The following is a 22,927-nucleotide window of genomic DNA, read 5'->3' on the forward strand; positions in this document are numbered from 1 at the left end:
TGGCAAATCCCTGAAGTGCTTTGCATTCTGCGAAAGCGAGCTCGTTAAATCCCGTTTCAATGGGGCTGAACTCTGTGTCTTGATGCAAAAATAATGCGGGAAACTAGGAAATTTAGCGTTAATGCAGCGCCCGTGAGCCTGTTGCGCGGCTTTGACGTGCCGTATTTCTGCGCTGCGGCACGATTTCACTTGAATTCTTTTTGCAAAAAATGCGACTACTGCGCGCAACTTTATTACGGGAGAGAATCCTTGTCGCAACGCACACGCCCATACCGCTCCGTCCTTTACATCCCAGGGTCCAAGGAGCGCGCACTGGAAAAAGCCAAGACTTTGCCAGTCGACGCCATTATCTTTGATCTCGAAGATGCGGTGGCTCCGGCCGAAAAGGAAAACGCCCGCGCAACCCTGGCGAATGCACTGGAAACCGGCGACTACGGCCCGCGCATGCGCATTGTGCGCATCAACGATTTGTCGACCGAATGGGGCCTAGCTGATGCTGCGGCTGTTAAAAATATGCAGGCGGACGCCGTGCTGCTGCCAAAGGTCAACAGCGCAGCGGATGTTCAGGCTCTGGCAGACATCGTTGGCGATATGCCGATCTGGGCGATGATGGAAACCGCACGTGGCATGCTCAAGGCGCTTGAAATCGCTGAACACCCCAGTCTGCAAGGCTTTGTTATGGGCACAAATGACTTGGCCAAAGAGCTGCAATCGCGGTTCCGCCCGGACCGCCTGCCGATGCAGGCTGGCCTTGGCCTTTGCCTCTTGGCCGCCAAAGCCGAGGGTGTGATCATCGTCGATGGCGTTTACAATGCCTTCAAAGACGATGACGGTCTGCAGTTTGAATGCGAGCAGGGCCGCGACATGGGCATGGATGGCAAAACCATCATTCACCCGGCCCAAATCGCCGTCACCAATGTGGCATTTGCCCCCTCCGAGGCCGAGATTGACCTGTCGCGCCGCCAGATCGAGGCGTTTGAGCAGGCCGAAAAAGAAGGCACGGGCGTCGCGGTTGTCGACGGCAAGATTGTTGAAAACCTGCATGTGGTGACTGCCCGCGAAATACTTGCAAAAGCGGATGCAATTGCTGCGATAAACGACTAGGTGTTAACGCGATTTACATTTTCTTTCGGAGATCGCTGAAATGACATTGCTTGTTATTGGTTTAATCATCTGGTTTGCCGCTCATTTGTTCAAACGAGTGATGCCAGATGCGCGTGCGCGCTTGGGCGACAAGGGCAAAGGGCTCATCGCCTTATTGCTGCTGTTATCGGTTGTTCTCATGGTTCTGGGCTACCGCGCCGCTGAATACACCCACCTTTGGGATACACCTGCTTGGGGCAAGCCGGTTAACAATGTACTTGTGCTTTTTGCGCTGTACTTCACCAGCCCCGGACCCAAAAAAGGCGCTATATTCTATGGTCTGAGACACCCAATGCTCATCGGCGTTGCACTTTGGGCCATCGCACATATCCTTGTGAACGGCGATATTGCCTCTGCGGTTCTGTTTGGGGGCCTATGGGTCTGGACCCTAATCGAGATCCGCGTCATCAACCGTGCCGAGCCCGCATGGGAACCAAACCCCAAGGGCACGATTGCAAAAGACGCGATGTTCTTGGCCATTTCAGTTCTGCTGCTTGGCGTGATTGGCGCGATCCACATGCTGTTTGGTCTCAATGCATTCGGAGGCTAACCCATGAAACTTTACCGTTTTCTCTCCGAAGATGACACATCTGCCTTCTGCCACAAAGTCACCGACGCCTTGAACAAAGGCTGGGCATTACACGGCAGCCCCACGCAAACCTTTGACCCGGTCAAAGGCATCATGCGCTGTGGCCAAGCTGTGGTGAAAGAGGTCGAAGGCACCTACACCCCTGATACAAAGCTAGGAGCACACTGATGGCCAAGACCAATGCCGGCCGGTTTTTCGAAGATTACAACGTTGGTGACGTGATCAAACACGCGGTCCCGCGCACCATTTCTGGTGGGGAACGTGCCCTGTATCACGCGTTTTATCCCGCGCGCCACGCTCTGTATTCTTCCGATGAATTCGCGCGGGCCTCTGGTCTGCCAAAATCGCCGCTGGATGATCTTGCGGCCTTTCACGTCGTGTTCGGCAAAACCGTGCCCGACGTGTCTCTAAATGCGGTCGCGAACCTTGGCTATGCCGAGGGTCGCTGGCTGTTGCCAGTTTACGAAGGTGACACGCTGCGCTCTGAATCCGAAGTAATCGGCGTCAAACAAAACTCCAACGGCAAATCCGGCGTGGTTTATGTGCGCACGCGCGGATTGAACCAAAACGACGAAACGGTCATGGAATACGTGCGCTGGGTCATGGTGCGCAAAGGCAACCTTGACGCCCCAGCCCCAGAAACCGTCATTCCTGAACTTAACAAAGTGATCCCGGCCGATCAGCTAGCCATCCCCCAAGGCCTCGACTTCAGCACCTATGATTTTGACCTCGCAGGTGAACAGCACCGCTGGGGCGACTACGAAATTGGCGAAGTGATTGATCACGTCGATGGCGTCACCATCGAAGAAGCCGAACACATGATCGCAACGCGGCTTTGGCAGAACACCGCCAAAGTGCATTTTGACAACACCGCCCGCCCAGATGGCACCCGTCTGATCTATGGCGGCCACGTGATCTCTATGGCCCGTGCCCTGTCGTTCAACGGTCTGGCCAATGCGCAGATGATTGTTGGCCTAAACGGCGGTGCCCATGCCAACCCTTGCCTCTCTGGCACAACCATTCGCGCTTGGTCCGAGGTTCTGGACAAAGCTGAAACCAGTGCACCTGGGGTAGGGGCCATCCGTCTACGTCTGGTCGCCACCAAAGGCGGCGCGCCGTTCGAGCTGAAAGGCGACGATGGCAAATACTTGCCTGATGTGCTGCTAGATCTTGATATTTGGGTATTAATGCCGCTTTGATGGGAAATGATCAAAACCATTTTATCCGCTACAACCATTGCTCTGGCCTGTCCTGCACAGGCCGAGCTGTCTTTTGAAACCACCTCAGAAGACACCCAAGCCTATGTTGAAAACAATCTGCTGGGCATTTTCTATCATGAGTTCGGCCATGCGCTGATTGACATCCTAGAGCTGCCGATCTTTGGCCAAGAAGAAGACGCAGCGGACGTGCTGTCTGTGTTTCTACTGTCTGAATTTTATGACGAAGAGTCCGCCGTACAGCTGGCCTATGACACCGCTTTTGGCTTTTTGGGCGAAGCCGAGCAAACAGATGCCGCAGATATCCCGTTTTGGGATGTGCACGGGCCGGACATTCAGCGCTATTACAATCTGGTTTGCCTTTTCTATGGGGCCAACCCGGACGAACGCGACGACGTCGCCCAGGATCTCGGCTTGCCAGAAGAACGCGCAGACTATTGCCCAGATGAATTTGACCAAGCCGCGCACAGTTGGGGTGGGGCGCTGGACCAGATTGCATCTGACAGGGGCGGAGCCACGCTAATCTTACGTGAAACCGATGAAACCACCGATGGTGCCGTCCTGACCAGCCGTGTGATCACGACAGAACTGGCAGCGCTAAATGCTGAGTTTGAACTGCCGGTCCCCCTGGGTGTGCGGGTAACGCAATGTGACGAGGCCAATGCCTTTTATGACCCCCAAACCCAAGAGATCACCGTCTGCAGTGAATTTGCTGACGCTTTGCTGCAGATGGCCCCCAGCGACTAAGTTTGATTTTGTGATCACAAATGAAAAGCGATCCCTGAACATTCAACGGGGGCCTTTTGCACCTTACCTGAATCAGGGGATTGTTGCACCGGGTTTTGTGACCATTGAGGCGCGTTGCGCGCGGGTTGGCGCTAACATGTGATCACATGAAATATTTCTGTGATCACAAAATAAGGCCAAGAACCCACAATTGCCAAAAATCAGACCATTTATTGAAAAAATACCGCATTATTACCAATCCGAGCGGTGACAGAATGGAAATATTTGTTACTAAAGGCAGCAAGGGAACCTGAAAGGATTCAGAATGGCTGATGTGAACCGGGGCAATCGCCCGCTTTCGCCGCACTTGTCGGTCTATCGACCGCAGCTCACTTCCATCACGTCGATCCTGACGCGGATCACTGGCAATGCCATGTTGGTCACCGCGCTGTTGATCGTCTGGTGGTTCCTCGCCGCCGCTGCCTCAGAATCAGCCTTTGCCGTCGCAAACGGCTTTCTGACCAGCTGGTTTGGCGATTTGGTTATGGCGCTGTCGGTGCTGGGCATGTGGTATCACACGCTGGCCGGGATACGGCACCTGATCTGGGACAACGCCAAGATGCTGGAGCTTGAACAGGCCGAGAAACTCGGCTGGGCCTGCCTGATTGGTGCCCCGATCCTGTCCCTTCTTACCTTCATCTTCGTCTGAGTTTAGGAGCAAGCCATGCGTTATCTCACTGACCGCAAGCGCGCCACGGGCCTCGGCTCTGCCAAATCGGGCGTACATCATTTCTGGGCTATGAAGGTGTCTTCAGTTGCCCTGCTGTTTTTAATCCCGCTGTTCATGCTGACTTTTGGCGCAGCGCTTGGCGATGATTATGCCACCGTCACCGAATATTATTCACGTCCCCTTCCTGCCATCATTGCGCTTCTGACATTCATTGTCGGCTTTAAGCACTTCAATGATGGCGCACAGGTCCTCATCGAAGACTATGTGCATGGTCTGGCGGGCAAGATCACGTTGATCCTAGTGACCTGCCTCAGCTACGCCCTCATGGCCGCAGGCGTTTTCGCCGTCGCCAAAATCGCCCTTTAAGACCCGGAGCTCATCATGGCTGCTTACGAATACGAAACGCACGAATATGACGTTGTTGTGGTTGGTGCTGGCGGCGCAGGTTTGCGCGCCACACTGGGCATGGCAGAACAAGGCCTGCGCACTGCTTGCGTGACCAAGGTTTTCCCAACCCGCTCGCACACAGTCGCCGCCCAAGGCGGCATCGCCGCATCCCTGTCCAACATGGGTCCGGACAATTGGCAGTGGCACATGTATGACACCGTCAAAGGCTCTGACTGGCTGGGTGACACCGACGCGATGGAATACCTGGCGCGCGAAGCCCCCAAAGCGGTTTACGAACTGGAACACTACGGCGTGCCGTTCTCGCGCACCGAAGAAGGCAAAATCTATCAGCGCCCCTTTGGCGGTCACACCACCGAATTTGGTGAAGGCCCTGCCGTGCAGCGGACTTGCGCCGCCGCGGACCGGACCGGTCACGCGATCCTGCACACGCTCTATGGCCAATCGCTGAAAAACAACGCCGAATTCTACATCGAGTACTTCGCGATTGACCTGATCATGAGCGAAGAGGGCGAATGCCAAGGTGTTGTCTGCTGGAAGCTTGACGACGGCACCATGCATGTCTTCAACGCCAAAACCGTTGTTCTGGCCACCGGCGGCTATGGCCGTGCGTATTTCTCGGCAACCTCTGCCCACACCTGTACAGGCGATGGCGGCGGCATGGTGGCCCGCGCGGGCCTCGCGCTTCAGGATATGGAATTTGTGCAATTCCACCCAACCGGCATTTACGGCTCTGGCTGCCTGATCACCGAAGGCGCACGCGGCGAAGGCGGTTATCTGACCAACTCCGAAGGCGAGCGTTTCATGGAACGCTACGCACCCCAGTACAAAGACCTTGCCCCGCGCGATTACGTGTCTCGGTCTATGACCATGGAAATCCGCGAAGGTCGCGGTGTCGGCGACGGCAGTGACCACATCTTTTTGAACCTCAATCACCTGCCACCAGAGGCCCTGGCCGAACGCCTGCCGGGCATCTCGGAATCCGCCAAGATCTTCGCCGGGGTTGACGTCACCAAAGAACCAATCCCAGTGATCCCGACGGTGCACTACAACATGGGCGGTATCCCAACCAACTATTGGGGCGAGGTGCTGAACCCAACCAAAGACGATCCAACCGCCACCGTTCCGGGCTTGATGGCCGTGGGCGAAGCAGGCTGTGCCTCTGTGCATGGGGCCAACCGTCTGGGGTCAAATTCGCTGATCGATCTTGTGGTCTTTGGCCGCGCTGCCGCCATCCGCGCAGGCGAAACCGTGGATGCAGACGCCGCCAACCCAGTGCTAAACCAAGCCTCTGTTGACGCGGCCTTTGATCGCTTTGACGGGCTACGCAATGCCAACGGCAGCGTGACAACTGCAGATCTGCGTTTGGAAATGCAGAAAACCATGCAGGCAGATGCAGCGGTCTTCCGCACCGACAAAACCCTAAAAGAGGGCGTCGAGAAGATGACAGCAATTGCTGCGAAAATGGATGACCTGAAAGTCACCGATCGCAGCCTGGTCTGGAACTCTGACCTGATGGAAACCCTGGAACTTGCCAACCTGATGCCAAACGCATTGGCCACCATCCACGGTGCCGAGGCGCGCAAGGAATCCCGCGGCGCACATGCGCATGAGGATTATTCAGAACGCGACGACAAAAACTGGCGGGTGCACACGGTGTCACGGGTGGATGGCAACAAAGTTGACCTGACCTATCGTCCGGTTGTCAAAGATCCTCTGACCACAGAGGCCGAAGGCGGCATCAACCTCAAGAAGATCGCGCCAAAAGCCCGGACATTCTAAATTCAATTGCGCCGCTTTCGGGCGGCGCTTTTGCAGATGATGTCTGAAGGGACAGCAAAATAGCCATGACAGAAACGTCTCAAACAGCCCTCGCACAGGACCTCGGCTTTCAGCCGGGCGAAGTGCTGCGGACCTTTGGGATGCGCCGGTCTGGCAATCACGCGATTATCAATTGGCTTTTGCGCAACGCCGAAGGCAACAGCACGTTTCTGAACAATTGCACCATTGGCAAAGCCGCAACCCAAAGCTGGCGCGCGGTTGAAGTCAATGCAAAACGCATGCCGATTAAACGCGGCACCCCGATATCGGACGTGACCGCAGGTGTCGGAGACGGCGCGCTTTTGGTGGTGTCCTACGAAGACTTCTTGCCAGACCCCGACGAGGGCGGCGAAGGCCTGACTACGGACGTGCCAATGGACCTGATCAAGCGCGACATCGTGCTTTATCGCCATTTCATGAATTGGTCCGCTTCGCTCTTGCGTAAAATCCAGGCCAACGAAGATCAGGACACTTTGGTGTGCCTGCGCATCATGATGGTGGCTTTGGACAAATACCGCGAATTGCTTGAACTGGTGAGCAACAGCGCCAACAATGACTTTTTGCCGATCAACTATGATCGCTGGGTTGCTCGTCCACGCTATCGTGCCCGGATTCTGCAAGAGCTTGGCCTGCCGCACAAAGACAATTCACTCGGCAGCGTACAGCCCTATGGCGGCGGCTCGTCCTTTCAAAAAGGCGTGAAACTGGCTGACAAGCTGGCCACCGATGAACGTTGGCGCGAAATGGTCAATGACCCGGCCTATCAGCTGGTGTTGTTGGCCGCCTCGCAAGACCGCGAACTGGTCGAATTGATGCAAAAACTGATGCCCGCAGATGCCGATATGCTGGTCGCATATCTGGATCAGGCCCAGTTCCCCTATCACGTAGAGGTGGCAGACTGATGTATTGCCCCGCTGCACCCCTCATCGCCGCCTCTCGCGGTGTCCTGTCCACCCCACGCGCATGTTGCGCGTTAGGCAACTAAGGAGACGACGGAATGGTCGAATTTGCGCTCCCCAAGAACTCCAAGATCACCACTGGTAAATCCTGGCCCAAACCAGCTGGCGCAAAGAACTTGCGCAAGTTTAAGATCTATCGTTGGAATCCGGATGACGGCAAAACCCCATCTGTGGATACCTATTTTGTCGACATGGACAATTGCGGCCCGATGATCCTGGACGCGCTGATCAAAATCAAAAACGAGATTGATCCAACGCTGACTTTCCGCCGCTCGTGCCGCGAAGGTATCTGTGGCTCTTGTGCGATGAACATCGACGGCATCAACACGCTGGCCTGTATCTATGGCATCGACGAAGTCAAAGACGTGGTGAAGATCTATCCGCTGCCGCATATGCCAGTTGTCAAAGACCTGATCCCCGACCTGACGCATTTCTATGCGCAGCACGCGTCGATCATGCCGTGGCTGGAAACCAAAACCAACCGTCCGGCCAAAGAGTGGAAACAGTCGATTGCCGACCGTAAAAAACTTGATGGTCTGTATGAATGTGTGATGTGCGCGTCTTGCTCGACGTCCTGCCCGAGCTACTGGTGGAACGGCGACAAATATCTGGGGCCAGCCGCCCTGTTGCACGCCTATCGCTGGATCATCGATTCCCGTGACGAGGCCACAGGCGAGCGTTTGGACGAGCTGGAAGATCCGTTCAAATTGTACCGCTGCCACACCATCATGAATTGCGCAAAAACCTGCCCCAAGGGTTTGAACCCGGCCAAGGCGATTGCGGAGATTAAACTGATGATCGCAGATCGCGCCATCTAAGACGCCTGCCGGGCAAGCGAGGGGGCCAGCCCCCTCGGTCGCATTGTATGCGACCTCACCCCCGGAGTATTTTTGCAAAGGTGAAGGGGCGGGCCGGTTGTCTGCCCTTTGTGGTTTGTTGACATTCCACACGCCGTTGGGCACATCGCGATCATGCATATTCTGATTGGCTTGATACTGGCGTTTGTTCTGGTGGCGGTGTTTTCCAACCGCCGGACACGGTATTGCCGCTGGCGCATGGACAAGCGCCGCGATCAGGAGGGGCAACGGTTTTATATCTGCATGAATTGCGGCGAAACTGGTTTTACCGATAATGGCAAGCCGCCCAAGATTTGTTTGCGTGACTCCGCGGGCCGTTAACCAGTTTTTTTGTAGAATTGCGCGAATCGTACCATTCGCGGCCTGAAACGTACAAATTGTACAACTCGGCAAAGATTAATGCGGCGCACCTTGTGGCCCTTGGCGGGGCGCAACACCAAATGTTGCCAGAGATTTTTGTAATCGCTGTGATTGGGCCACCCTAAGGTCGCCCAAATCCATGGTTAATGCTGCGTGCGCTTAGGCAAAGGCCGCTTGCAGGGCAATTTCCACCATATCGCCAAAAGATTTTTCCCGCTGGTCGCTGGGCAGGGCTTCGCCGGTCAAAAGGTGGTCAGACACGGTGAGAACAGCCAGGGCGCGACAGCTGTGGCGGGCCGCAAGATTATACAGTTCTGCGGCCTCCATTTCGACGCCCAGAATGCCGTGGCGCACCATTTGTTCATTTAAATCAGGACGTTCGTCATAAAACACATCACTGGAGTAGATGCCGCCCACATGGGTGTCGGTACCTTTGGCCTCTGCGGCATCAGCGGCGGCGCGCAACAGGCCGTAATCGGCGCAGGGGGCAAAATTCATTTCCTTGAATATACCGCGGGACGGGGTGGAAAGCGTGGTTGCAGTCATCGCCAGAATGACATCGCGGACGTTGATGTTTTTCTGCATCCCGCCGCAAGACCCTATACGAATCAATGTCTTAGCGCCGTAATCTTTGATCAGCTCGTTGACATAGATCGACAGGCTGGGCATGCCCATGCCCGACCCGTGAATGGTGACTGGCTTGCCCTTCCAAGTGCCCGTAAAGCCCAACATGCCCCGCACTTCGTTGACACATTTCACCTCGTCCAAAAAGGTCTCTGCAGCCCATTTGGCGCGGTAGGGATCTCCGGGCAAAAGCACGGTTTCGGCGATATCCCCGGGTTGCGCACCTATGTGAATTGTCATCTGTTGATCCTCGCAAATGCTTCGTTTCAAAGATCAAACGCCTGTTGACTGACAGGTGCAAGCAGAATTCGGGTCAGCGCAGAATTTCAAAGCTGCTATGCGCCCCAGAGAGCGATGCGTTGGTGGACTGAACATCGCGCACCGAGGCAGCGGCGGGGCCTGACCACATATCGGTAATCATTTGATCTATATCGGATTTTTCACCTTCTAGATGCGCAATCACCGCACCAGAAATGTCGTTTTTGACCCAGCCTGTCAGATGCAAGGCTTTGGCTCTGGCGCAAGTCTAATGGCGGTAAGCCACACGCTGCACGCGCCCAGTGATGCGTATGTCTTTTGCCGCCAGTGCCATATCACCCCTTTGCGCCCAGTGTGACCAGCAGGCGCAAGCAAAGCAAGCCGCTAGGTCTCAGAACGTGATGGGTCAGCCAAAATGACAATGTCTTGCATGATGGTGTTCAACTCAAAATCCTTGGGGGTATAGACCCTGGAAACACCCATTTTACGCAGGCGATCAGCATCTTCATCGGGGATGATTCCTCCAACAATAACAGGGGTTTCCCCAAGGCCTTCGGCCTGCATGCGCGCCATCAGGTCTTGGACCAATGGCACATGAGAGCCGGATAGGATGGACAAGCCAACCACATGTGCACCTTGGTCTTTTGCGCTGGCCACGATCTCTTGGGGTGTCAAGCGAATGCCATCATAGGTGATGTCCATGCCGCAATCACGGGCCCGGAAAGAGATCTGCTCTGCCCCATTTGAATGGCCGTCCAATCCGGGTTTACCAACCACAAATTTCAACCTGCGGCCCAGTTTGTCGCTGACCGTGTTCACGGCGTCGCGCAAGTCGTCCAAGCCTTCGGTTTGGTTGGACGGATTTGCAGAAACCCCTGTGGGGCCACGATATTCACCGTGCACGCTGCGCATTTGTGCTGCCCATTCACCGGTAGTAACGCCAGCCTTTGCAGCCTTGATAGAGGCAGGCATCACGTTGGCTCCCGCAGCGGCCGCAGCGCGCAATTCCGCCAATGCGGTTTTGACGTCGTCGGCGTTTCTAGCGCTGCGCCACGCGTTCAGCCGGGTGATTTGTTCTTGTTCAACAGCTGGGTCGACAACCATGATGCCACCATCACCTGTCATCAAGGGCGAGGCCTCGCCCTGCTGGTATTTGTTCACCCCAACAACCACGGTTTCACCGGCTTCAATGCGATTCAGGCGCGCGGCGTTTGAATCCACCAGACGGGATTTCATATAATCGATGGCACCAATGGCCCCGCCCATGCTTTCAAGGGTGGCCAACTCGTGTCGTGCACCTTCTTTCAGGTCTGCAACTTTGCGATCAACGGCCGGATTGCCATCAAACAGATCGTCATATTCCAAAAGGTCAGTTTCAAAGGCCATGATTTGCTGCATGCGCATAGACCACTGTTGATCCCAAGGGCGGGGTAGGCCAAGCGCTTCGTTCCATGCAGGCAATTGAACCGCTCGGGCACGCGCCTTTTTGGAAAGGGTGACCGCCAACATCTCGATGAGAATTCGATACACGTTGTTTTCTGGCTGTTGCTCGGTCAACCCAAGCGAGTTCACCTGAACCCCATAGCGAAAACGCCGGTGTTTGGGGTTGGTTACACCATATCGCTCTTGGCAAATTTCGTCCCATAATTCGACAAAGGCACGCATTTTACACATCTCGGTGACAAAACGAATGCCGGCATTCACGAAAAAGGAAATCCGCGCAACCATCGGGCCAAAATCTTCGGCGGGCACGCGGGGTTTAAGGGTGTCCAGCACCGCTTGGGCGGTTGCCAGAGCAAAGGCCAATTCTTGTTCCGGTGTCGCGCCCGCTTCTTGCAGGTGATAGGAACAGACATTCATCGGGTTCCATTTGGGCACGTTTGAATAACAATATTCCGCAACGTCGGCGATCATTTTCAAAGAAGGTTCTGGCGGGCAGATATATGTGCCACGCGACAAATACTCTTTGATCAAGTCATTTTGCACTGTGCCTTGCAATTTTCTGACGTCCGCGCCCTGTTCTTCGGCGGCGGCGATATACAAAGACAACAACCAAGGAGCTGTCGCATTGATTGTCATCGAAGTGTTCATTTGCTCTAGGGGGATATCCTGGAACAATGTGCGCATGTCCCCAAGGTGACACACAGGCACGCCGACCTTACCGACTTCGCCAGTCGCTAGGATGTGGTCGCTGTCATAGCCAGTTTGCGTTGGCAGATCAAAAGCCACAGAAAGCCCGGTTTGACCCTTTGCCAGGTTGGCACGGTACAACGCATTTGACGCTTGTGCGGTGGAATGTCCGGCATAGGTGCGGATCAACCAAGGGCGGTCTTTTTGCGGCGTTGTCATCATCGGGCCTCGTGATATGGCGTGAAATATTATTGCGCTTTGATGTAGATACTTGGAATTTTACGTTCTTGTCAATTCGCTGCGACGCGGCGTTTTGGCTGATTTTCCGCTAATAGCGGCTGAATAAGCTGAATTTGAACCAAAAATTCACGACAGAAGTCGGTATTTCGTCTGTTAAACGAAGCAGCATTTTTAAGAGTATTTTGATTTTATCTTTTAGTATCATTAGTTTGGGTGAAATTTTCACTGCGACCGTATTTCCTTTTTCGATTTTTCTGCGTTTGCGAGGTTATAAAATTACCCAAATATGGCAAAATGTGTTTGCATTGTTTCGCGACAGAATCTATCTCTGCCAAAGAACGCGATTCTGCATTGCGGCGTAATTTGACTTCAGGAGGCGAAAATGGCGCTTGATAACGAAAACAGCTTGGCCACCTACGAGGCCCCTCAAAAAGATCTTTATGAACTGGGTGAAATGCCTCCGATGGGGCATGTTCCAAAACAAATGTATGCTTGGGCAATCCGCCGCGAGCGCCATGGCGAACCCGACAAGTCTTTCAAAGTAGAAGTTGTCGATACACCAACGCTTGATGCGCATGAAGTTCTTGTGCTCGTGATGGCGGCTGGCGTGAATTATAATGGCGTCTGGGCAGGATTGGGGGTTCCGATCAGCCCATTCGACAGCCACGGCGCAGACTATCACATTGCAGGTTCAGATGCGTCCGGCATCGTTTGGGCTGTTGGCGAAAAAGTCAAAAACTGGAAAGTTGGCGACGAGGTTGTTATCCACTGTAACCAGGATGACGGCGATGACGAAGAGTGCAACGGTGGCGATCCGATGTATTCTCCGAGCCAGCGTATTTGGGGTTATGAAACACCAGACGGGTCGTTTGCTCAGTTTACAAATGTACAGGCGCAGCAGCTATTGCACCGTCCAAAGCACCAAACCTGGGAAGAAAGCGCTTGCTATACGCTGACCTTGGCAACCGCATACCGTATGCTGTTTGGCCATGCGCCGCATGAACTCAAGCCTGGAATGAACGTACTTGTCTGGGGCGCGTCCGGCGGTCTGGGCACCTATGCAATCCAGCTGATCAAAGCAGCCGGCGCGAATGCCATTGGTGTCATTTCAGACGAAAGCAAGCGTGACTTTGTTATGGGGTTGGGGGCCAAAGGTGTCATTAACCGCAAGGACTTTGATTGCTGGGGTCAATTGCCCACGGTGAACACACCTGAATACAACGAATGGTTCAAAGCTGCGCGTAAGTTCGGCAAAGCCATTTGGGACATCACGGGTAAGGGCAATAACGTAGACATCGTGTTTGAACACCCAGGAGAGTCTACTTTCCCAGTGTCGAGCTTTGTTTGCAAAAAAGGCGGTATGATTGTTATCTGTGCGGGCACGACCGGTTACAACCTGACCTTTGACGTGCGTTATATCTGGATGCACCAAAAGCGCATCCAAGGCAGCCACTTTGCGCATCTTAAGCAAGCGGCAGCGGCCAACCAGATGATGATTGAACGGCGTATCGAGCCCTTCCTGTCTGAAACCTTTGAATGGGATCAGATTCCAGAGGCCCATACCAAAATGCTGCGCAACGAGCACTTGCCGGGCAATATGTCGGTTTTGGTTCAGTCTCCGAAGAAAGGCCTGCGCACTTTGGAAGAAGTGGTTACGGCTTAGGCACACGCATTTCAGCGTTAAAAAATTGGTCGCCTGCGTGCTCTGCCCGCAGGCGATTTACGTTTGAGAAACCAGTTCCCGATATTGAAAGTCAATGAAGGACCATATTTCAGTGCAGAATGCATTGTGTTGGTCCGGAAACAGCAGCTTTGATTGCTTAAAGCATGACTTGACTCGCAAACCAAATTTCGAGGGCAAACATGAAATATGACTGGATCTTAGACATTTTGGGCGATTTAAAATCATTTTCTTCTGCAAATGGTCTGCACGCACTGGCCAAGGAACTGGACGAGGTTCAATTGCTTGCAGTGGCCGAAATTGCTAGTGCCTTGGCACGCGAAGAAGAGCGGGGCGATGCACGCCGCCAAGGGCGCAGATTGCAATAATAAATTGCCCTAATCAGTGGCTGGTGCTTTCATTTTGTCGGATGTAGGGTCCCGCCATGAGTTTGACAGCATTGACCCTTTCGCATGATCAGGCAGACGCCTTTGATCAGATTACCACCGTTCTAAAGGGTGCGGGGATCGATCTGGGCGACAACCTGTTGATGCCGCCGCAGTCTGGAAAAACCTCTGTTGTTGCCGTGATGGGCAAGGCGGGGTCTGGCAAGACCTTGCTTTTGGCCGAATTGGTGAAATCGTTGGAAGAGGCTGGTTTGGCCATCGTTTCAGGCGACTACGAAGGTAAGAAAACCAAAGACCGCCGAACGCTAGCGGTGCTAGCTCCAACGAACAAAGCCGCAAGCGTTTTGCGTATGCGCGGCGTGCCAGCAACCACCATCCACAGGATCCTTTATAGCCCAGTCTATGATCCAGAGTATGAAAAGATCGCAGAATGGTTGGCCGAAAAAGGTGAAAAGCCTGAGATCGAAGGGTTGACCGAAGAGGCTTTGGCGCGTGCTTTTGCGTTTTATCAGCTGCATAAATCAATCCCGGGGGCTTTGGCGGCCGCGGGGTTGCGGGGGTCAGATTTCATCACCGGTTGGAAGCGGCGCGACGAGGCACTGGATGTCGGTTTTGTCGATGAGGCGTCGATGTTGGACGACAAGCAATTTGACGATTTGAAAGAAATTTTTCCGACGTTGGTAGTCTTTGGTGATCCGGCCCAGCTGGCCCCGGTCAATCAATCAGGATCAATGGCCTTTGACAAACTGCCAGAGAAGTCCAAGTTCAAACTCAGCAGGATTCACCGGCAAGAAGCCGATAACCCGATCCTTGATCTGGCGCACGCCTTGGCTGATCCCCAAATGGGCTTTGAGGATTTTGAACGGCTTGTTGAACAAAAGGCGCGCGAAGATGATCGTGTGGTTTGGGCGCAGCGTGTCGAGGTTGATCTTATGGCGCGCTCGCCGGTTTTGGTCTGGCGCAATGCCACACGCATTCGCTTGATCCATGCCTTTCGACGAGTGCATGGCGCGCCCGAGGATGCCTTGTTGGCTGGGGAACCGCTGATTTGTGATGGCATTGAACTGCCTCTAAAACATCGCAAAAAACGCCTTGATCTCGAAGCACGTGGCCTGATCAAGGGCGCGCAGGTTGTCTATTTGGGGCCAGGTCGTAAGCCGGGATTTTCAAGGCTGCATGTGCTTGGTGCCGAAGATCCGCAGGTCTCTGCTGCGTCGATTGTAAAGATCGAACTGCCAGACGAAGAGGAACCATTTATTCCTTTTGCTGCACGCATGGGGGCGGCGTTTCTTCATGGATCCGCTGTGACCATTCATAAGGCGCAGGGATCACAATGGGAACAAGTGCAGGTGTTTGCGCCCGATCTGTATGCAGCGGCGCGTATGGGCCGCGTAGAGGCTGGGCAACCCCTATGGAAACGTTTGGCCTATGTGGCTATAACACGCGCGCAGGAACGGCTGCTTTGGGTGGTCCGCAACCGGCTTTCAAAGCCAACCGCGCCATTGCGCGTTGATGATCTAAAGGTGCCCGCCGCGCCACTGACACTTGAGGAACAGACATGAAAAGCATTGTGATCACCGGGGCAAGTTCAGGGATTGGGCGCGCGACGGCAGAGGTGTTTCTAGAGCAGGGATGGGTTGTTGGACTGGTTGCCCGCCGTGGTGACAGGTTACTTGAAATGGCCCAACGCAACAAAAACGCAATTGCTTTGCCAGTGGATGTCACCGACGCCAGCGCCATGAAAGCCGCGTTTGACCGGTTTATAGCCAAGACAGGACGGCTGGATGCTTTGTTTAACAACGCGGGCGTGTTTGGACCGTCGGGCACGATCGACGAGATAGACGTGGATGCCTTTGATCATGTATTGAATGTAAACGTGCGGGGCATGTTTATTGCAGCGCAATTGGCCTTTGCTCAGATGCGCGGCCAGAAACCCGGTGGTGGCCGTATTATCAACAATGGATCGTTGTCAGCCCATAGCCCGCGCGCGGGTTCTATTTGTTATACAACAAGCAAGCACGCCATCAGCGGATTGACACGCAGCCTGTCTTTGGATGGTCGCGATTTTGATATTGCTTGTGGACAGATCGATATAGGTAACGCGCGCACCGAACTGGTCGATGACCTAAATGCGCGTGCTTTGGCCGAAGACCCAGAGGCAGAACTGTTGCCGATGATGGATGTCCAAGACGCGGCGAGATTGGTGCTGCACATGGCCGAGTTACCCGCCGAAGCCAATGTGCAATTCATGACGGTCATGGCCACCAAGATGCCCTATATCGGCAGGGGCTGAGCCGAGGCGACAATCAGGGCGCGCATCACGCGCCCTGACGGACCAATCTGAAGAATGCCGAAGCGCCCCAACCAGCAGCAATTGCAATGAAGAGCGACAGCAAGCCATAGACCAGTGGTCTTTGGCGTGACAGGTTGAACAACCAGCGCTCTAGACCAACTTTGCTGACGTCAATCTCTGTTTCATATTGCGCAATCACTTCGCCACCACGCGTCAAGAATATGCGTGTGGAAAAGTCACCCTCGGTCAAATTCGACGGCATTGCGATGGATGTTCGAAACAGGGTTTGCGCGTCGACGTCTACGGTGTTTTCCAAAACAGAATACAGTCCGGAATTCGCACGAATACGCTGCACGGCCTCTGCAAATGCTTCTGGGTCATCTACTTGCGCATCTGCGTCAGCAGACTTGATCGCGTTCTGAATCGAAATCTCGTGTTTTGCGTCTTCGGCAGCCGTGATGATCTTGTCAAACGGCGCGCTGGTGGCAACTGCATAAAAGCTGGGTGCCGCTTCTATAGTCACACTTTCGGTGTTGACCCAGATAAGGCCTAGTTTCTTTTCTTTGCGACGCACTGTGATGGGCTCTTTTGGCCCGGAAATCGCAACGATAACACCCAGAGGATCGCCCTCGGGGATGGCTTCTTCACGTTTTACAGCACCAAACACCAGGATCTCGGAACCGTCAAAGTTGGCGGTGATCGCAACTCGGTTTTGGCTGAGGCCCAATACAACTTCTTCTGCGGCACTTGCAGGAAGCGCAAGGCTGATGAAAAGCAGGAAATAACGCAGCATCTAGTGACCTCCTGCTGGGCCAAGCGAATATAGCTCGCCAGGCATAATCAACAATTCCAAGGCAATCTTGATGCAGACACCGAGAACCATCATTGCAAGTAAAATACGCAACTGTTCAGCTTTCAGTTTGGCACCGATCACGGCCCCAAACTGCGCCCCAATGACGCCGCCAATCAGCAGAAGCACGGCCAAAGCCATGTCTACAGTGAAGTTGGTAGTCGCATGCAACAGCGTAGTGAAACCTGTCACGAAAATGATTTGAAACAAGGAGGTGCCAACAACAACTTTGGTCGGCATACCAAGCAGATAGATCATCGCCGGGACCATAATAAAGCCACCACCAACGCCCATGATGGCCGAAAGAATACCAACCACCAATCCAACGATAATTGGAGGGATCACGGAAATATAAAGACCAGACACGCGAAACCGCATCTTGAATGGAAGGCCGTGAATCCAGGTGTGATGTTTGCGCTTAATTGGGCCGGTCGCCTTTTTTGAACGCCGGATCGCGTTCAGGCTTTCGATGAACATCAACCCACCGATGATGCCCAGGAAAATCACATAAGACAGTTTGACCAAAAGATCGACCTGACCCAGGGATTTTAGGTAGTTAAAGACAACCACCCCAAAGGCCGCGCCAATCAGGCCCCCGATCAAGAGCACCCCGCCCATCTTGAGATCAACCGTTCGGCGCTTGAAATGCGCCAGCACCCCTGAAAAGGACGAGGCCACAATTTGGTTTGCTTCTGTGGCAACGGCGACGGCAGGTGGAATGCCTATAAAAAACAAAAGCGGTGTCATCAAAAATCCGCCACCAACTCCGAACATACCAGAAAGAACGCCAACTAGGCCGCCCAATCCTAAGAGGAGAAATGCGTTTACGGAAACTTCGGCAATGGGGAGGTATATCTGCATGCGCTCAAATAGCGGAACTCGCAGACTCTATGCAACCTGCCTGCGTCAATATGGCGGCAGGTTGCGTCTTTTTTTTGGAATAGCCTTATCTTTCTTTGACGTAGGGCTCTCCGCCGGCACGTGGCGGGATAGCGCGCCCGACAAAACCGGCCAGAATAATCACTGTCAGGATATATGGAAGCGCTTCCATGAGTTGTCCGGGAATGGTGATTCCACCGAGTTCAATGCTTTGGAAGCGGACAGACAGTGCTTGTAGCAAGCCAAATAGCATACAAGCCCACAACGCTTGCCAAGGTCGCCATTTTGCAAAGATCAGTGCGGCCAGCGCAACAAAACCGCGACCCGCTGTCATGTCTTTGATAAACCCAGCCTGAAGGCCCGTTGCCAGATAGGCACCAGCCACGCCGCAAAGAATGCCGCAAATTGCAACTGCAGTGAATCTAAGGCGTATAACCGAAACGCCCGCTGTATCGACAGAGGCAGGGTTCTCGCCAACTGCGCGCAGGCGCAATCCAAAGCGCGTTTGATACAAAAGCCACCAAGTCAGCGGTACAAGCGCTATGGCCACATAGACCAATACGTTGTGACCAGATACCAGCTCTTTATAGGTCGCGCCGAATACAGGAATATTTTCAAACATATTGGCAAACGGCAGGTTGACCGGTGTAAGTCGCTCGGGCCCTTCCAGAGAGGGCGTGCGCCCGCCTTGGGCAAACCAAGCCTGCGCGATCAGCACCGTAACTCCAGAGGCCAGCATGTTGATGGCCACACCCGAAATCAGCTGGTTGCCACGAAATGTAATAGAGGCAACGCCGTGGATGGCAGATAGGATCAGAGAGGCACCGATGCCGGCCAACAGGCCAATCCACACGGACCCACTGACCGCGGCAAAGGCCGCAGCAGCAAAGGCCGCCGCAAGCATTTTACCTTCGAGGCCAATATCAAAGATGCCGGCGCGTTCTGAATAAAGCCCGGCGAGACAGGCAAGTAGTAGCGGGATCGCCAAACGAACCGAACTATCAAGAACCTGAAGTAGTGTTAAAAAATCCATCAGGCTTTCCTCTTTTTACCAAAGGACAGAAACAGGCGCTCTAGTGGCATGCGAACCAAGTTGTCGAGCGCGCCTGTGAACAAGATAACAAGGGCCTGAATAACAACGATCAATTCACGTGGAATGTTTGTCCAAAGAGCCAGTTCGGCACCGCCTTGATTCAAAAATCCAAATAATAAGGCAGCCAGCAAGATACCGATTGGATGATTTCGCCCCATAAGAGCGACAGCGATACCAACAAAGCCTGCCCCCTCTGTAGAGTTCAATATCAAGCGCTCGCTTTCGCCCAAAGTTGTATTCACCGACATCATGCCCGCGAGGGCCCCAGACAGAAGCATGGCGATGACCGTGATGCGAAGAGGGGAGATTCCGGCGTATTTGGCCGCTGTTTCAGATTTGCCAAAACTGCGAATGTCAAAACCCAGTTTGGTGCGCCAGATCAACAACCAGACGACGACGCAGGCCGCCAGAGCCAAAAAGAAAGTCACGTTCGCAGGGGCACCGCGGAACATCCTAGAGCCCTCGGGCGCGAACATGTCATGAAAGTTTGGCAGATGCGTGGCTTCGGGGAAGGATGCAGAGGCTGGATCCATAGCACCTGCCGGGCGCAGAACCTCGACCAGAAGATATCCCAAAAGCGAAAACGCAATATAGTTGAACATGATGGTTGTGATAACAATGTGGCTGCCGCGTTTCGCTTGCAAATAGGCCGGTATTATCGCCCAAGCCGCCCCAAAAAGCGCTGCGCCAACCGAGGCACCTATAATGGCCAGTGACCAATGAGGCCAAGGAATATAAAGGCAGACCAGTGCAACGCCTACTCCCCCAACCATCGCTTGGCCTTCGCCCCCGATATTAAAGAGCCGGGCGTGAAAGGCCACTGCAACTGCGAGGCCTGTAAAGATATAATTGGTGGCGTAATACAGCGTATAGCCCCAGCCAGCGCTGCGTTTCAGCGCGCCATCCACCATCAGTTGAAAGGCGTCTATTGGGTTTTCGCCAATCCCCAAAATGACCAATGCAGAGAAGATGGCAGCCAACAAAAGACTAAACATCGGCACAAGGATTGCGTCGGCCCATAATGGCATCCGGTTCATGGTGCAGTCTCCTCGGTCACACCCGCCATAAGCAAGCCAAGTTCTTTTTCATTAGTGTCCGCAGCCACACGTTCTCCCATGATGTGCCCGTCAAACATAACGGCAACTCGGTCTGAAAGGGACAAGATTTCATCCAATTCGACACTCACCAGCAAAATTGCTTTGCCTTGATCGCGTAGATTGACGATTTGTTGGTGAATAAATTCGATGGCCCCAATATCGACGCCTCGCGTTGGCTGACCCACCAGTAGCAAATCAGGGTTGCGCTCGATTTCGCGGGCGAGCACAATTTTTTGTTGGTTGCCGCCGGAAAAGTTCTTTGCTGCCAGATGCGGATCAGGCGGGCGCACGTCAAATCGCTTCATCTGGGCGTCGGCTTTGGACAAGATGCCTTTGTTGTCCATAAAGACGCCAGATTGATACTCTGCGTCATGGTGATAGCCAAACACCGAATTCTCCCAAGCGCTGAAATCCATGATCAGCCCTTCTCGTTGGCGATCTTCGGGCACATGGGCAATGCCAGCATGGCGGCGTGCTTGTCCGTCAGAGCCTTGTCCGCTTAGGGGTAACTCTTGGCCATTGACGCGCACAGAACCCGTGGCCTCTGCAAAGCCGCCTAGAACTTCTAGCAGTTCAGATTGGCCATTGCCCGCAACTCCTGCAATGCCAAGGATTTCGCCAGCGCGCACATTCAGATTGATGCCCTTAACGCGTTCGACGCCCTGGTCGTCCACCACTCGCAGATCCTTGATTTCAAGGACGGTGTCGGTTGGTGTTGCGGGCTTTTTCTCGACTTGAAGCAAGACTTTGCGCCCGACCATAAGTTCGGCCAAATGCGCTGGGTTGGTTTCATTTGTTTTGACCGTTGCGGTCATTTCACCGCGGCGCATGACGCTAACGGTGTTGGTGTATTCCATGATTTCGCGCAGTTTGTGCGTGATCAAGATAATGGTTTTTCCTTCGGCCCGAAGACGGTCCAGAATACGGAACAATTGGTCGGCCTCTGCGGGTGTCAAAACACCAGTGGGCTCGTCCAAAATCAAAATGTCAGCGCCGCGATACAACGCCTTTAGAATCTCGACGCGTTGCTGATGGCCAACACTTAAGTTTTCAATGACCTCGTCAGGATCAACATTCAATTCGTAGTCAGCGGCAAGCAAGGTTAACTGTTTGCGTGCCTTGGCCAACGAAGGTCGCAGCATTGCACCGTCTTCGGCCCCTAGAATGATGTTTTCCAGAACCGTAAAATTTTCAACCAATTTGAAATGCTGAAACACCATTCCAATGCCAGCAGAAATTGCTGCTTGGCTATCCGGAATACTCATACGTTGACCAGATATGAATATTTCGCCCGCATCGGCTTTGTAAAACCCATAAAGGATCGACATCAAAGTCGATTTGCCCGCACCGTTTTCACCGATAATGCCGTGAATGGTGCCGGGTTGGACTGATATCGAAATATCTTTGTTGGCTTGAACCGGGCCAAAGGCTTTGGAAATCCCCTTCAGCTCTAGAGCCGGGGGTGCGTCAGCGGGAAGGGCGGCCATATCTGGCCGCCCTGTATTGGTTGGAGTGCTCATCTAAGGATCAGAAGTCCAGGACAGAGCAGGATTCAGCGGCAGAATAGTCTTCGACTTTGACTTCGCCGGAAACAATTTTGGCTGTTGCCATTTCAACCGAAGAGGTCATGGCGTCAGTCACGATGGTAGCGTTGTTGTCGTCAAATGCGACGCCAACACCCTCGGCAGCCAGGTCAAGGTTCAAGAAACCAGTTTCCGTGTCAGCACCAGATTTCAGAACGTTATAAACCGCAACATCCACGCGCTTAAGCATAGAGGTCAGAACTTTTCCTGGGTGCAGGTGGTTCTGGTTGCTGTCAACACCAATGGACAGGATGCCTTCGTCAGCCGCAACTTGCAAAACACCGACGCCTGTACCGCCAGCTGCAGCGAAGATAACATCCGCACCGTCAGAAATTTGCGCTTTTGTCAGTTCGCCACCTTTAACCGGGTCATTCCATGCGGCTGGTGTTGTGCCTGTCATGTTGGCAATGATTGTGGCATCTGGGTTCACAGATTTCACACCCTGCGCGTAACCACATGCAAATTTGCGGATCAGAGGAATGTCCATGCCACCGATGAAGCCAACAGTGCCAGATTTCGAAGCTTCTGCGGCCATCACACCGGCCAGAAACGAACCTTCATGCTCTGCAAAGCTGATGGTCAAAACATTTGGCAGATTTGCCCAGCCATCAATGTTTACGAATTTTGTTTCTGGATAGTCTGGCGCAACTTCTTCGATTGGGGTCGTCATCGCGAAGCCCATAGTTACAATCGGATTTGCCCCAGCTTCGGCAAAGCGACGCAGCGCTTGCTCGCGCTGAGCTTCGGATTGAAGCTCAATCTCTAAATATTTGCCACCGGTTTCATCCGCCCAGCGTTTGGCCCCATTATAGCCAGCTTCGTTAAATGATTTGTCGAATTTTCCACCAAGGTCAAAAATCAACGCTGGGTCAGCAATTGCCGATCCTGCAGTGATGGCAACAGCAGCAGCAGCAGCACCCAAGAATTTGTGCATCAGGGTCATTATGTCTCTCCCGAGTTTTGTATGGTCCAGTCTATCCCTCGCGCTGGACCTTAAAAAGTTAGA

General features: G+C 53.7%; 23 protein-coding genes and 1 pseudogene. 15 read left to right on the forward strand and 9 right to left on the reverse strand.

Annotated features, from left to right (window positions below):
* Window positions 1-249 precede the first annotated feature (249 nt).
* The 11 genes from ABXG94_RS14225 (at window position 250) to ABXG94_RS14275 (ending at window position 8,768) form a co-directional block, all read left to right on the forward strand.
* Complete coding sequence (locus ABXG94_RS14225; RefSeq protein WP_353535278.1) at window positions 250-1,104, forward strand: HpcH/HpaI aldolase/citrate lyase family protein; 855 nt, start codon at window positions 250-252, stop codon at window positions 1,102-1,104.
* Window positions 1,105-1,144: 40 nt separating this feature from the next.
* A complete protein-coding gene (locus ABXG94_RS14230; protein WP_353535280.1) occupies window positions 1,145-1,693 on the forward strand; it encodes an NnrU family protein in 549 nt (182 codons plus the stop codon).
* A 3-nt stretch (window positions 1,694-1,696) separates the two neighbouring features.
* A complete protein-coding gene (locus tag ABXG94_RS14235; protein ID WP_353535283.1) occupies window positions 1,697-1,900 on the forward strand; it encodes a DUF1737 domain-containing protein in 204 nt (67 codons plus the stop codon).
* Complete coding sequence (locus ABXG94_RS14240) at window positions 1,900-2,931, forward strand: MaoC family dehydratase (RefSeq protein ID WP_353535285.1); 1,032 nt, start codon at window positions 1,900-1,902, stop codon at window positions 2,929-2,931. Before ABXG94_RS14235 ends, ABXG94_RS14240 begins: the two co-directional genes overlap by 1 nt.
* 6 nt (window positions 2,932-2,937) lie before the next feature.
* On the forward strand, window positions 2,938-3,696 hold the full coding sequence (locus tag ABXG94_RS14245; protein ID WP_353535286.1) for a DUF4344 domain-containing metallopeptidase: 759 nt from the start codon (window positions 2,938-2,940) through the stop codon (window positions 3,694-3,696).
* Window positions 3,697-4,000: 304 nt separating this feature from the next.
* On the forward strand, window positions 4,001-4,384 hold the full coding sequence (gene sdhC / locus ABXG94_RS14250) for a succinate dehydrogenase, cytochrome b556 subunit (protein WP_353535288.1): 384 nt from the start codon (window positions 4,001-4,003) through the stop codon (window positions 4,382-4,384).
* Between the two features lie 15 nt (window positions 4,385-4,399).
* Window positions 4,400-4,771, forward strand: coding sequence for a succinate dehydrogenase, hydrophobic membrane anchor protein (sdhD, locus tag ABXG94_RS14255; RefSeq protein ID WP_353535290.1), 372 nt, complete (start codon window positions 4,400-4,402; stop codon window positions 4,769-4,771).
* A gap of 15 nt (window positions 4,772-4,786) precedes the next feature.
* A complete protein-coding gene (gene sdhA, locus ABXG94_RS14260) occupies window positions 4,787-6,592 on the forward strand; it encodes a succinate dehydrogenase flavoprotein subunit (protein WP_353535292.1) in 1,806 nt (601 codons plus the stop codon).
* Window positions 6,593-6,657: 65 nt separating this feature from the next.
* Window positions 6,658-7,533 carry a hypothetical protein gene (locus tag ABXG94_RS14265; protein WP_353535294.1) on the forward strand — a complete coding sequence of 292 codons (876 nt, stop codon included), beginning with the start codon at window positions 6,658-6,660 and terminating at the stop codon, window positions 7,531-7,533.
* A 95-nt stretch (window positions 7,534-7,628) separates the two neighbouring features.
* Window positions 7,629-8,408 (forward strand): succinate dehydrogenase iron-sulfur subunit, encoded by a 780-nt coding sequence (locus ABXG94_RS14270; protein WP_353535297.1) that lies wholly within the window; start codon window positions 7,629-7,631, stop codon window positions 8,406-8,408.
* A gap of 153 nt (window positions 8,409-8,561) precedes the next feature.
* Window positions 8,562-8,768: a hypothetical protein gene (locus tag ABXG94_RS14275; RefSeq protein WP_353535298.1), complete on the forward strand. Its 207-nt coding sequence runs from the start codon at window positions 8,562-8,564 to the stop codon at window positions 8,766-8,768.
* A 198-nt stretch (window positions 8,769-8,966) separates the two neighbouring features.
* Here the strand turns inward: ABXG94_RS14275 and deoD are convergent, their stop codons facing one another.
* The 3 genes and pseudogenes from deoD to ABXG94_RS14290 form a co-directional block, all read right to left on the reverse strand.
* Window positions 8,967-9,671: a purine-nucleoside phosphorylase gene (gene deoD, locus ABXG94_RS14280; RefSeq protein WP_353535299.1), complete on the reverse strand. Its 705-nt coding sequence runs from the start codon at window positions 9,669-9,671 to the stop codon at window positions 8,967-8,969.
* Window positions 9,672-9,744: 73 nt separating this feature from the next.
* Window positions 9,745-9,939: pseudogene (locus ABXG94_RS14285) on the reverse strand (acylphosphatase); the annotation flags it as partial.
* A 134-nt stretch (window positions 9,940-10,073) separates the two neighbouring features.
* Window positions 10,074-12,041: a methylmalonyl-CoA mutase family protein gene (locus ABXG94_RS14290; RefSeq protein WP_353535301.1), complete on the reverse strand. Its 1,968-nt coding sequence runs from the start codon at window positions 12,039-12,041 to the stop codon at window positions 10,074-10,076.
* A gap of 400 nt (window positions 12,042-12,441) precedes the next feature.
* Between ABXG94_RS14290 and ccrA the strand changes: the two genes are divergently transcribed.
* From ccrA to ABXG94_RS14310, 4 genes are all read left to right on the forward strand, one after another.
* Complete coding sequence (ccrA, locus tag ABXG94_RS14295) at window positions 12,442-13,722, forward strand: crotonyl-CoA carboxylase/reductase (protein ID WP_353535302.1); 1,281 nt, start codon at window positions 12,442-12,444, stop codon at window positions 13,720-13,722.
* Window positions 13,723-13,922: 200 nt separating this feature from the next.
* Window positions 13,923-14,108, forward strand: coding sequence for a hypothetical protein (locus tag ABXG94_RS14300; protein WP_353535305.1), 186 nt, complete (start codon window positions 13,923-13,925; stop codon window positions 14,106-14,108).
* Between the two features lie 56 nt (window positions 14,109-14,164).
* Window positions 14,165-15,688, forward strand: coding sequence for an ATP-dependent DNA helicase (locus ABXG94_RS14305; RefSeq protein WP_353535307.1), 1,524 nt, complete (start codon window positions 14,165-14,167; stop codon window positions 15,686-15,688).
* Window positions 15,685-16,419 (forward strand): SDR family oxidoreductase, encoded by a 735-nt coding sequence (locus ABXG94_RS14310; protein ID WP_353535309.1) that lies wholly within the window; start codon window positions 15,685-15,687, stop codon window positions 16,417-16,419. Before ABXG94_RS14305 ends, ABXG94_RS14310 begins: the two co-directional genes overlap by 4 nt.
* A gap of 25 nt (window positions 16,420-16,444) precedes the next feature.
* Here ABXG94_RS14310 and ABXG94_RS14315 read toward each other — a convergent pair whose 3' ends face one another.
* The 6 genes from ABXG94_RS14315 to ABXG94_RS14340 all read right to left on the reverse strand — a co-directional run bounded on the left by ABXG94_RS14315 (window position 16,445) and on the right by ABXG94_RS14340 (window position 22,864).
* Window positions 16,445-17,212, reverse strand: a complete 768-nt coding sequence (locus ABXG94_RS14315; protein WP_353535311.1) for a TIGR02186 family protein — start codon at window positions 17,210-17,212, stop codon at window positions 16,445-16,447.
* Entirely contained in the window at window positions 17,213-18,130 is a 918-nt protein-coding gene (locus ABXG94_RS14320) for a sulfite exporter TauE/SafE family protein (protein ID WP_353535313.1), read from the reverse strand. It lies immediately after the preceding gene.
* 85 nt (window positions 18,131-18,215) lie between these two features.
* On the reverse strand, window positions 18,216-19,181 hold the full coding sequence (locus ABXG94_RS14325; RefSeq protein WP_353535315.1) for an ABC transporter permease: 966 nt from the start codon (window positions 19,179-19,181) through the stop codon (window positions 18,216-18,218).
* Entirely contained in the window at window positions 19,181-20,278 is a 1,098-nt protein-coding gene (locus tag ABXG94_RS14330) for an ABC transporter permease (RefSeq protein ID WP_353535318.1), read from the reverse strand. Before ABXG94_RS14330 ends, ABXG94_RS14325 begins: the two co-directional genes overlap by 1 nt.
* Window positions 20,275-21,858: an ABC transporter ATP-binding protein gene (locus tag ABXG94_RS14335; protein ID WP_353535320.1), complete on the reverse strand. Its 1,584-nt coding sequence runs from the start codon at window positions 21,856-21,858 to the stop codon at window positions 20,275-20,277. The genes ABXG94_RS14330 and ABXG94_RS14335 overlap by 4 nt, the downstream gene beginning before the upstream one ends.
* Window positions 21,859-21,865: 7 nt before the next feature.
* Window positions 21,866-22,864, reverse strand: a complete 999-nt coding sequence (locus ABXG94_RS14340) for a BMP family lipoprotein (protein ID WP_353535322.1) — start codon at window positions 22,862-22,864, stop codon at window positions 21,866-21,868.
* Window positions 22,865-22,927: the final 63 nt, after the last annotated feature.

Origin of the sequence: Cognatishimia sp. WU-CL00825 (assembly GCF_040364665.1) — a bacterium.
Classification (GTDB): Bacteria; Pseudomonadota; Alphaproteobacteria; order Rhodobacterales; family Rhodobacteraceae; genus Cognatishimia.

Coding starts and splice junctions, on each gene's coding strand:
- ABXG94_RS14230 (WP_353535280.1), top strand. CDS start 1,145: ATGACATTGCTTGTTATTGGTTTAATCATCTGGTTTGCCGCTCATTTG.
- ABXG94_RS14235 (WP_353535283.1), top strand. CDS start 1,697: ATGAAACTTTACCGTTTTCTCTCCGAAGATGACACATCTGCCTTCTGC.
- ABXG94_RS14240 (WP_353535285.1), top strand. CDS start 1,900: ATGGCCAAGACCAATGCCGGCCGGTTTTTCGAAGATTACAACGTTGGT.
- ABXG94_RS14245 (WP_353535286.1), top strand. CDS start 2,938: ATGATCAAAACCATTTTATCCGCTACAACCATTGCTCTGGCCTGTCCT.
- sdhC (WP_353535288.1), top strand. CDS start 4,001: ATGGCTGATGTGAACCGGGGCAATCGCCCGCTTTCGCCGCACTTGTCG.
- sdhD (WP_353535290.1), top strand. CDS start 4,400: ATGCGTTATCTCACTGACCGCAAGCGCGCCACGGGCCTCGGCTCTGCC.
- sdhA (WP_353535292.1), top strand. CDS start 4,787: ATGGCTGCTTACGAATACGAAACGCACGAATATGACGTTGTTGTGGTT.
- ABXG94_RS14265 (WP_353535294.1), top strand. CDS start 6,658: ATGACAGAAACGTCTCAAACAGCCCTCGCACAGGACCTCGGCTTTCAG.
- ABXG94_RS14270 (WP_353535297.1), top strand. CDS start 7,629: ATGGTCGAATTTGCGCTCCCCAAGAACTCCAAGATCACCACTGGTAAA.
- ABXG94_RS14275 (WP_353535298.1), top strand. CDS start 8,562: ATGCATATTCTGATTGGCTTGATACTGGCGTTTGTTCTGGTGGCGGTG.
- deoD (WP_353535299.1), bottom strand. CDS start 9,671: ATGACAATTCACATAGGTGCGCAACCCGGGGATATCGCCGAAACCGTG.
- ABXG94_RS14290 (WP_353535301.1), bottom strand. CDS start 12,041: ATGATGACAACGCCGCAAAAAGACCGCCCTTGGTTGATCCGCACCTAT.
- ccrA (WP_353535302.1), top strand. CDS start 12,442: ATGGCGCTTGATAACGAAAACAGCTTGGCCACCTACGAGGCCCCTCAA.
- ABXG94_RS14300 (WP_353535305.1), top strand. CDS start 13,923: ATGAAATATGACTGGATCTTAGACATTTTGGGCGATTTAAAATCATTT.
- ABXG94_RS14305 (WP_353535307.1), top strand. CDS start 14,165: ATGAGTTTGACAGCATTGACCCTTTCGCATGATCAGGCAGACGCCTTT.
- ABXG94_RS14310 (WP_353535309.1), top strand. CDS start 15,685: ATGAAAAGCATTGTGATCACCGGGGCAAGTTCAGGGATTGGGCGCGCG.
- ABXG94_RS14315 (WP_353535311.1), bottom strand. CDS start 17,212: ATGCTGCGTTATTTCCTGCTTTTCATCAGCCTTGCGCTTCCTGCAAGT.
- ABXG94_RS14320 (WP_353535313.1), bottom strand. CDS start 18,130: ATGCAGATATACCTCCCCATTGCCGAAGTTTCCGTAAACGCATTTCTC.
- ABXG94_RS14325 (WP_353535315.1), bottom strand. CDS start 19,181: ATGGATTTTTTAACACTACTTCAGGTTCTTGATAGTTCGGTTCGTTTG.
- ABXG94_RS14330 (WP_353535318.1), bottom strand. CDS start 20,278: ATGAACCGGATGCCATTATGGGCCGACGCAATCCTTGTGCCGATGTTT.
- ABXG94_RS14335 (WP_353535320.1), bottom strand. CDS start 21,858: ATGAGCACTCCAACCAATACAGGGCGGCCAGATATGGCCGCCCTTCCC.
- ABXG94_RS14340 (WP_353535322.1), bottom strand. CDS start 22,864: ATGACCCTGATGCACAAATTCTTGGGTGCTGCTGCTGCTGCTGTTGCC.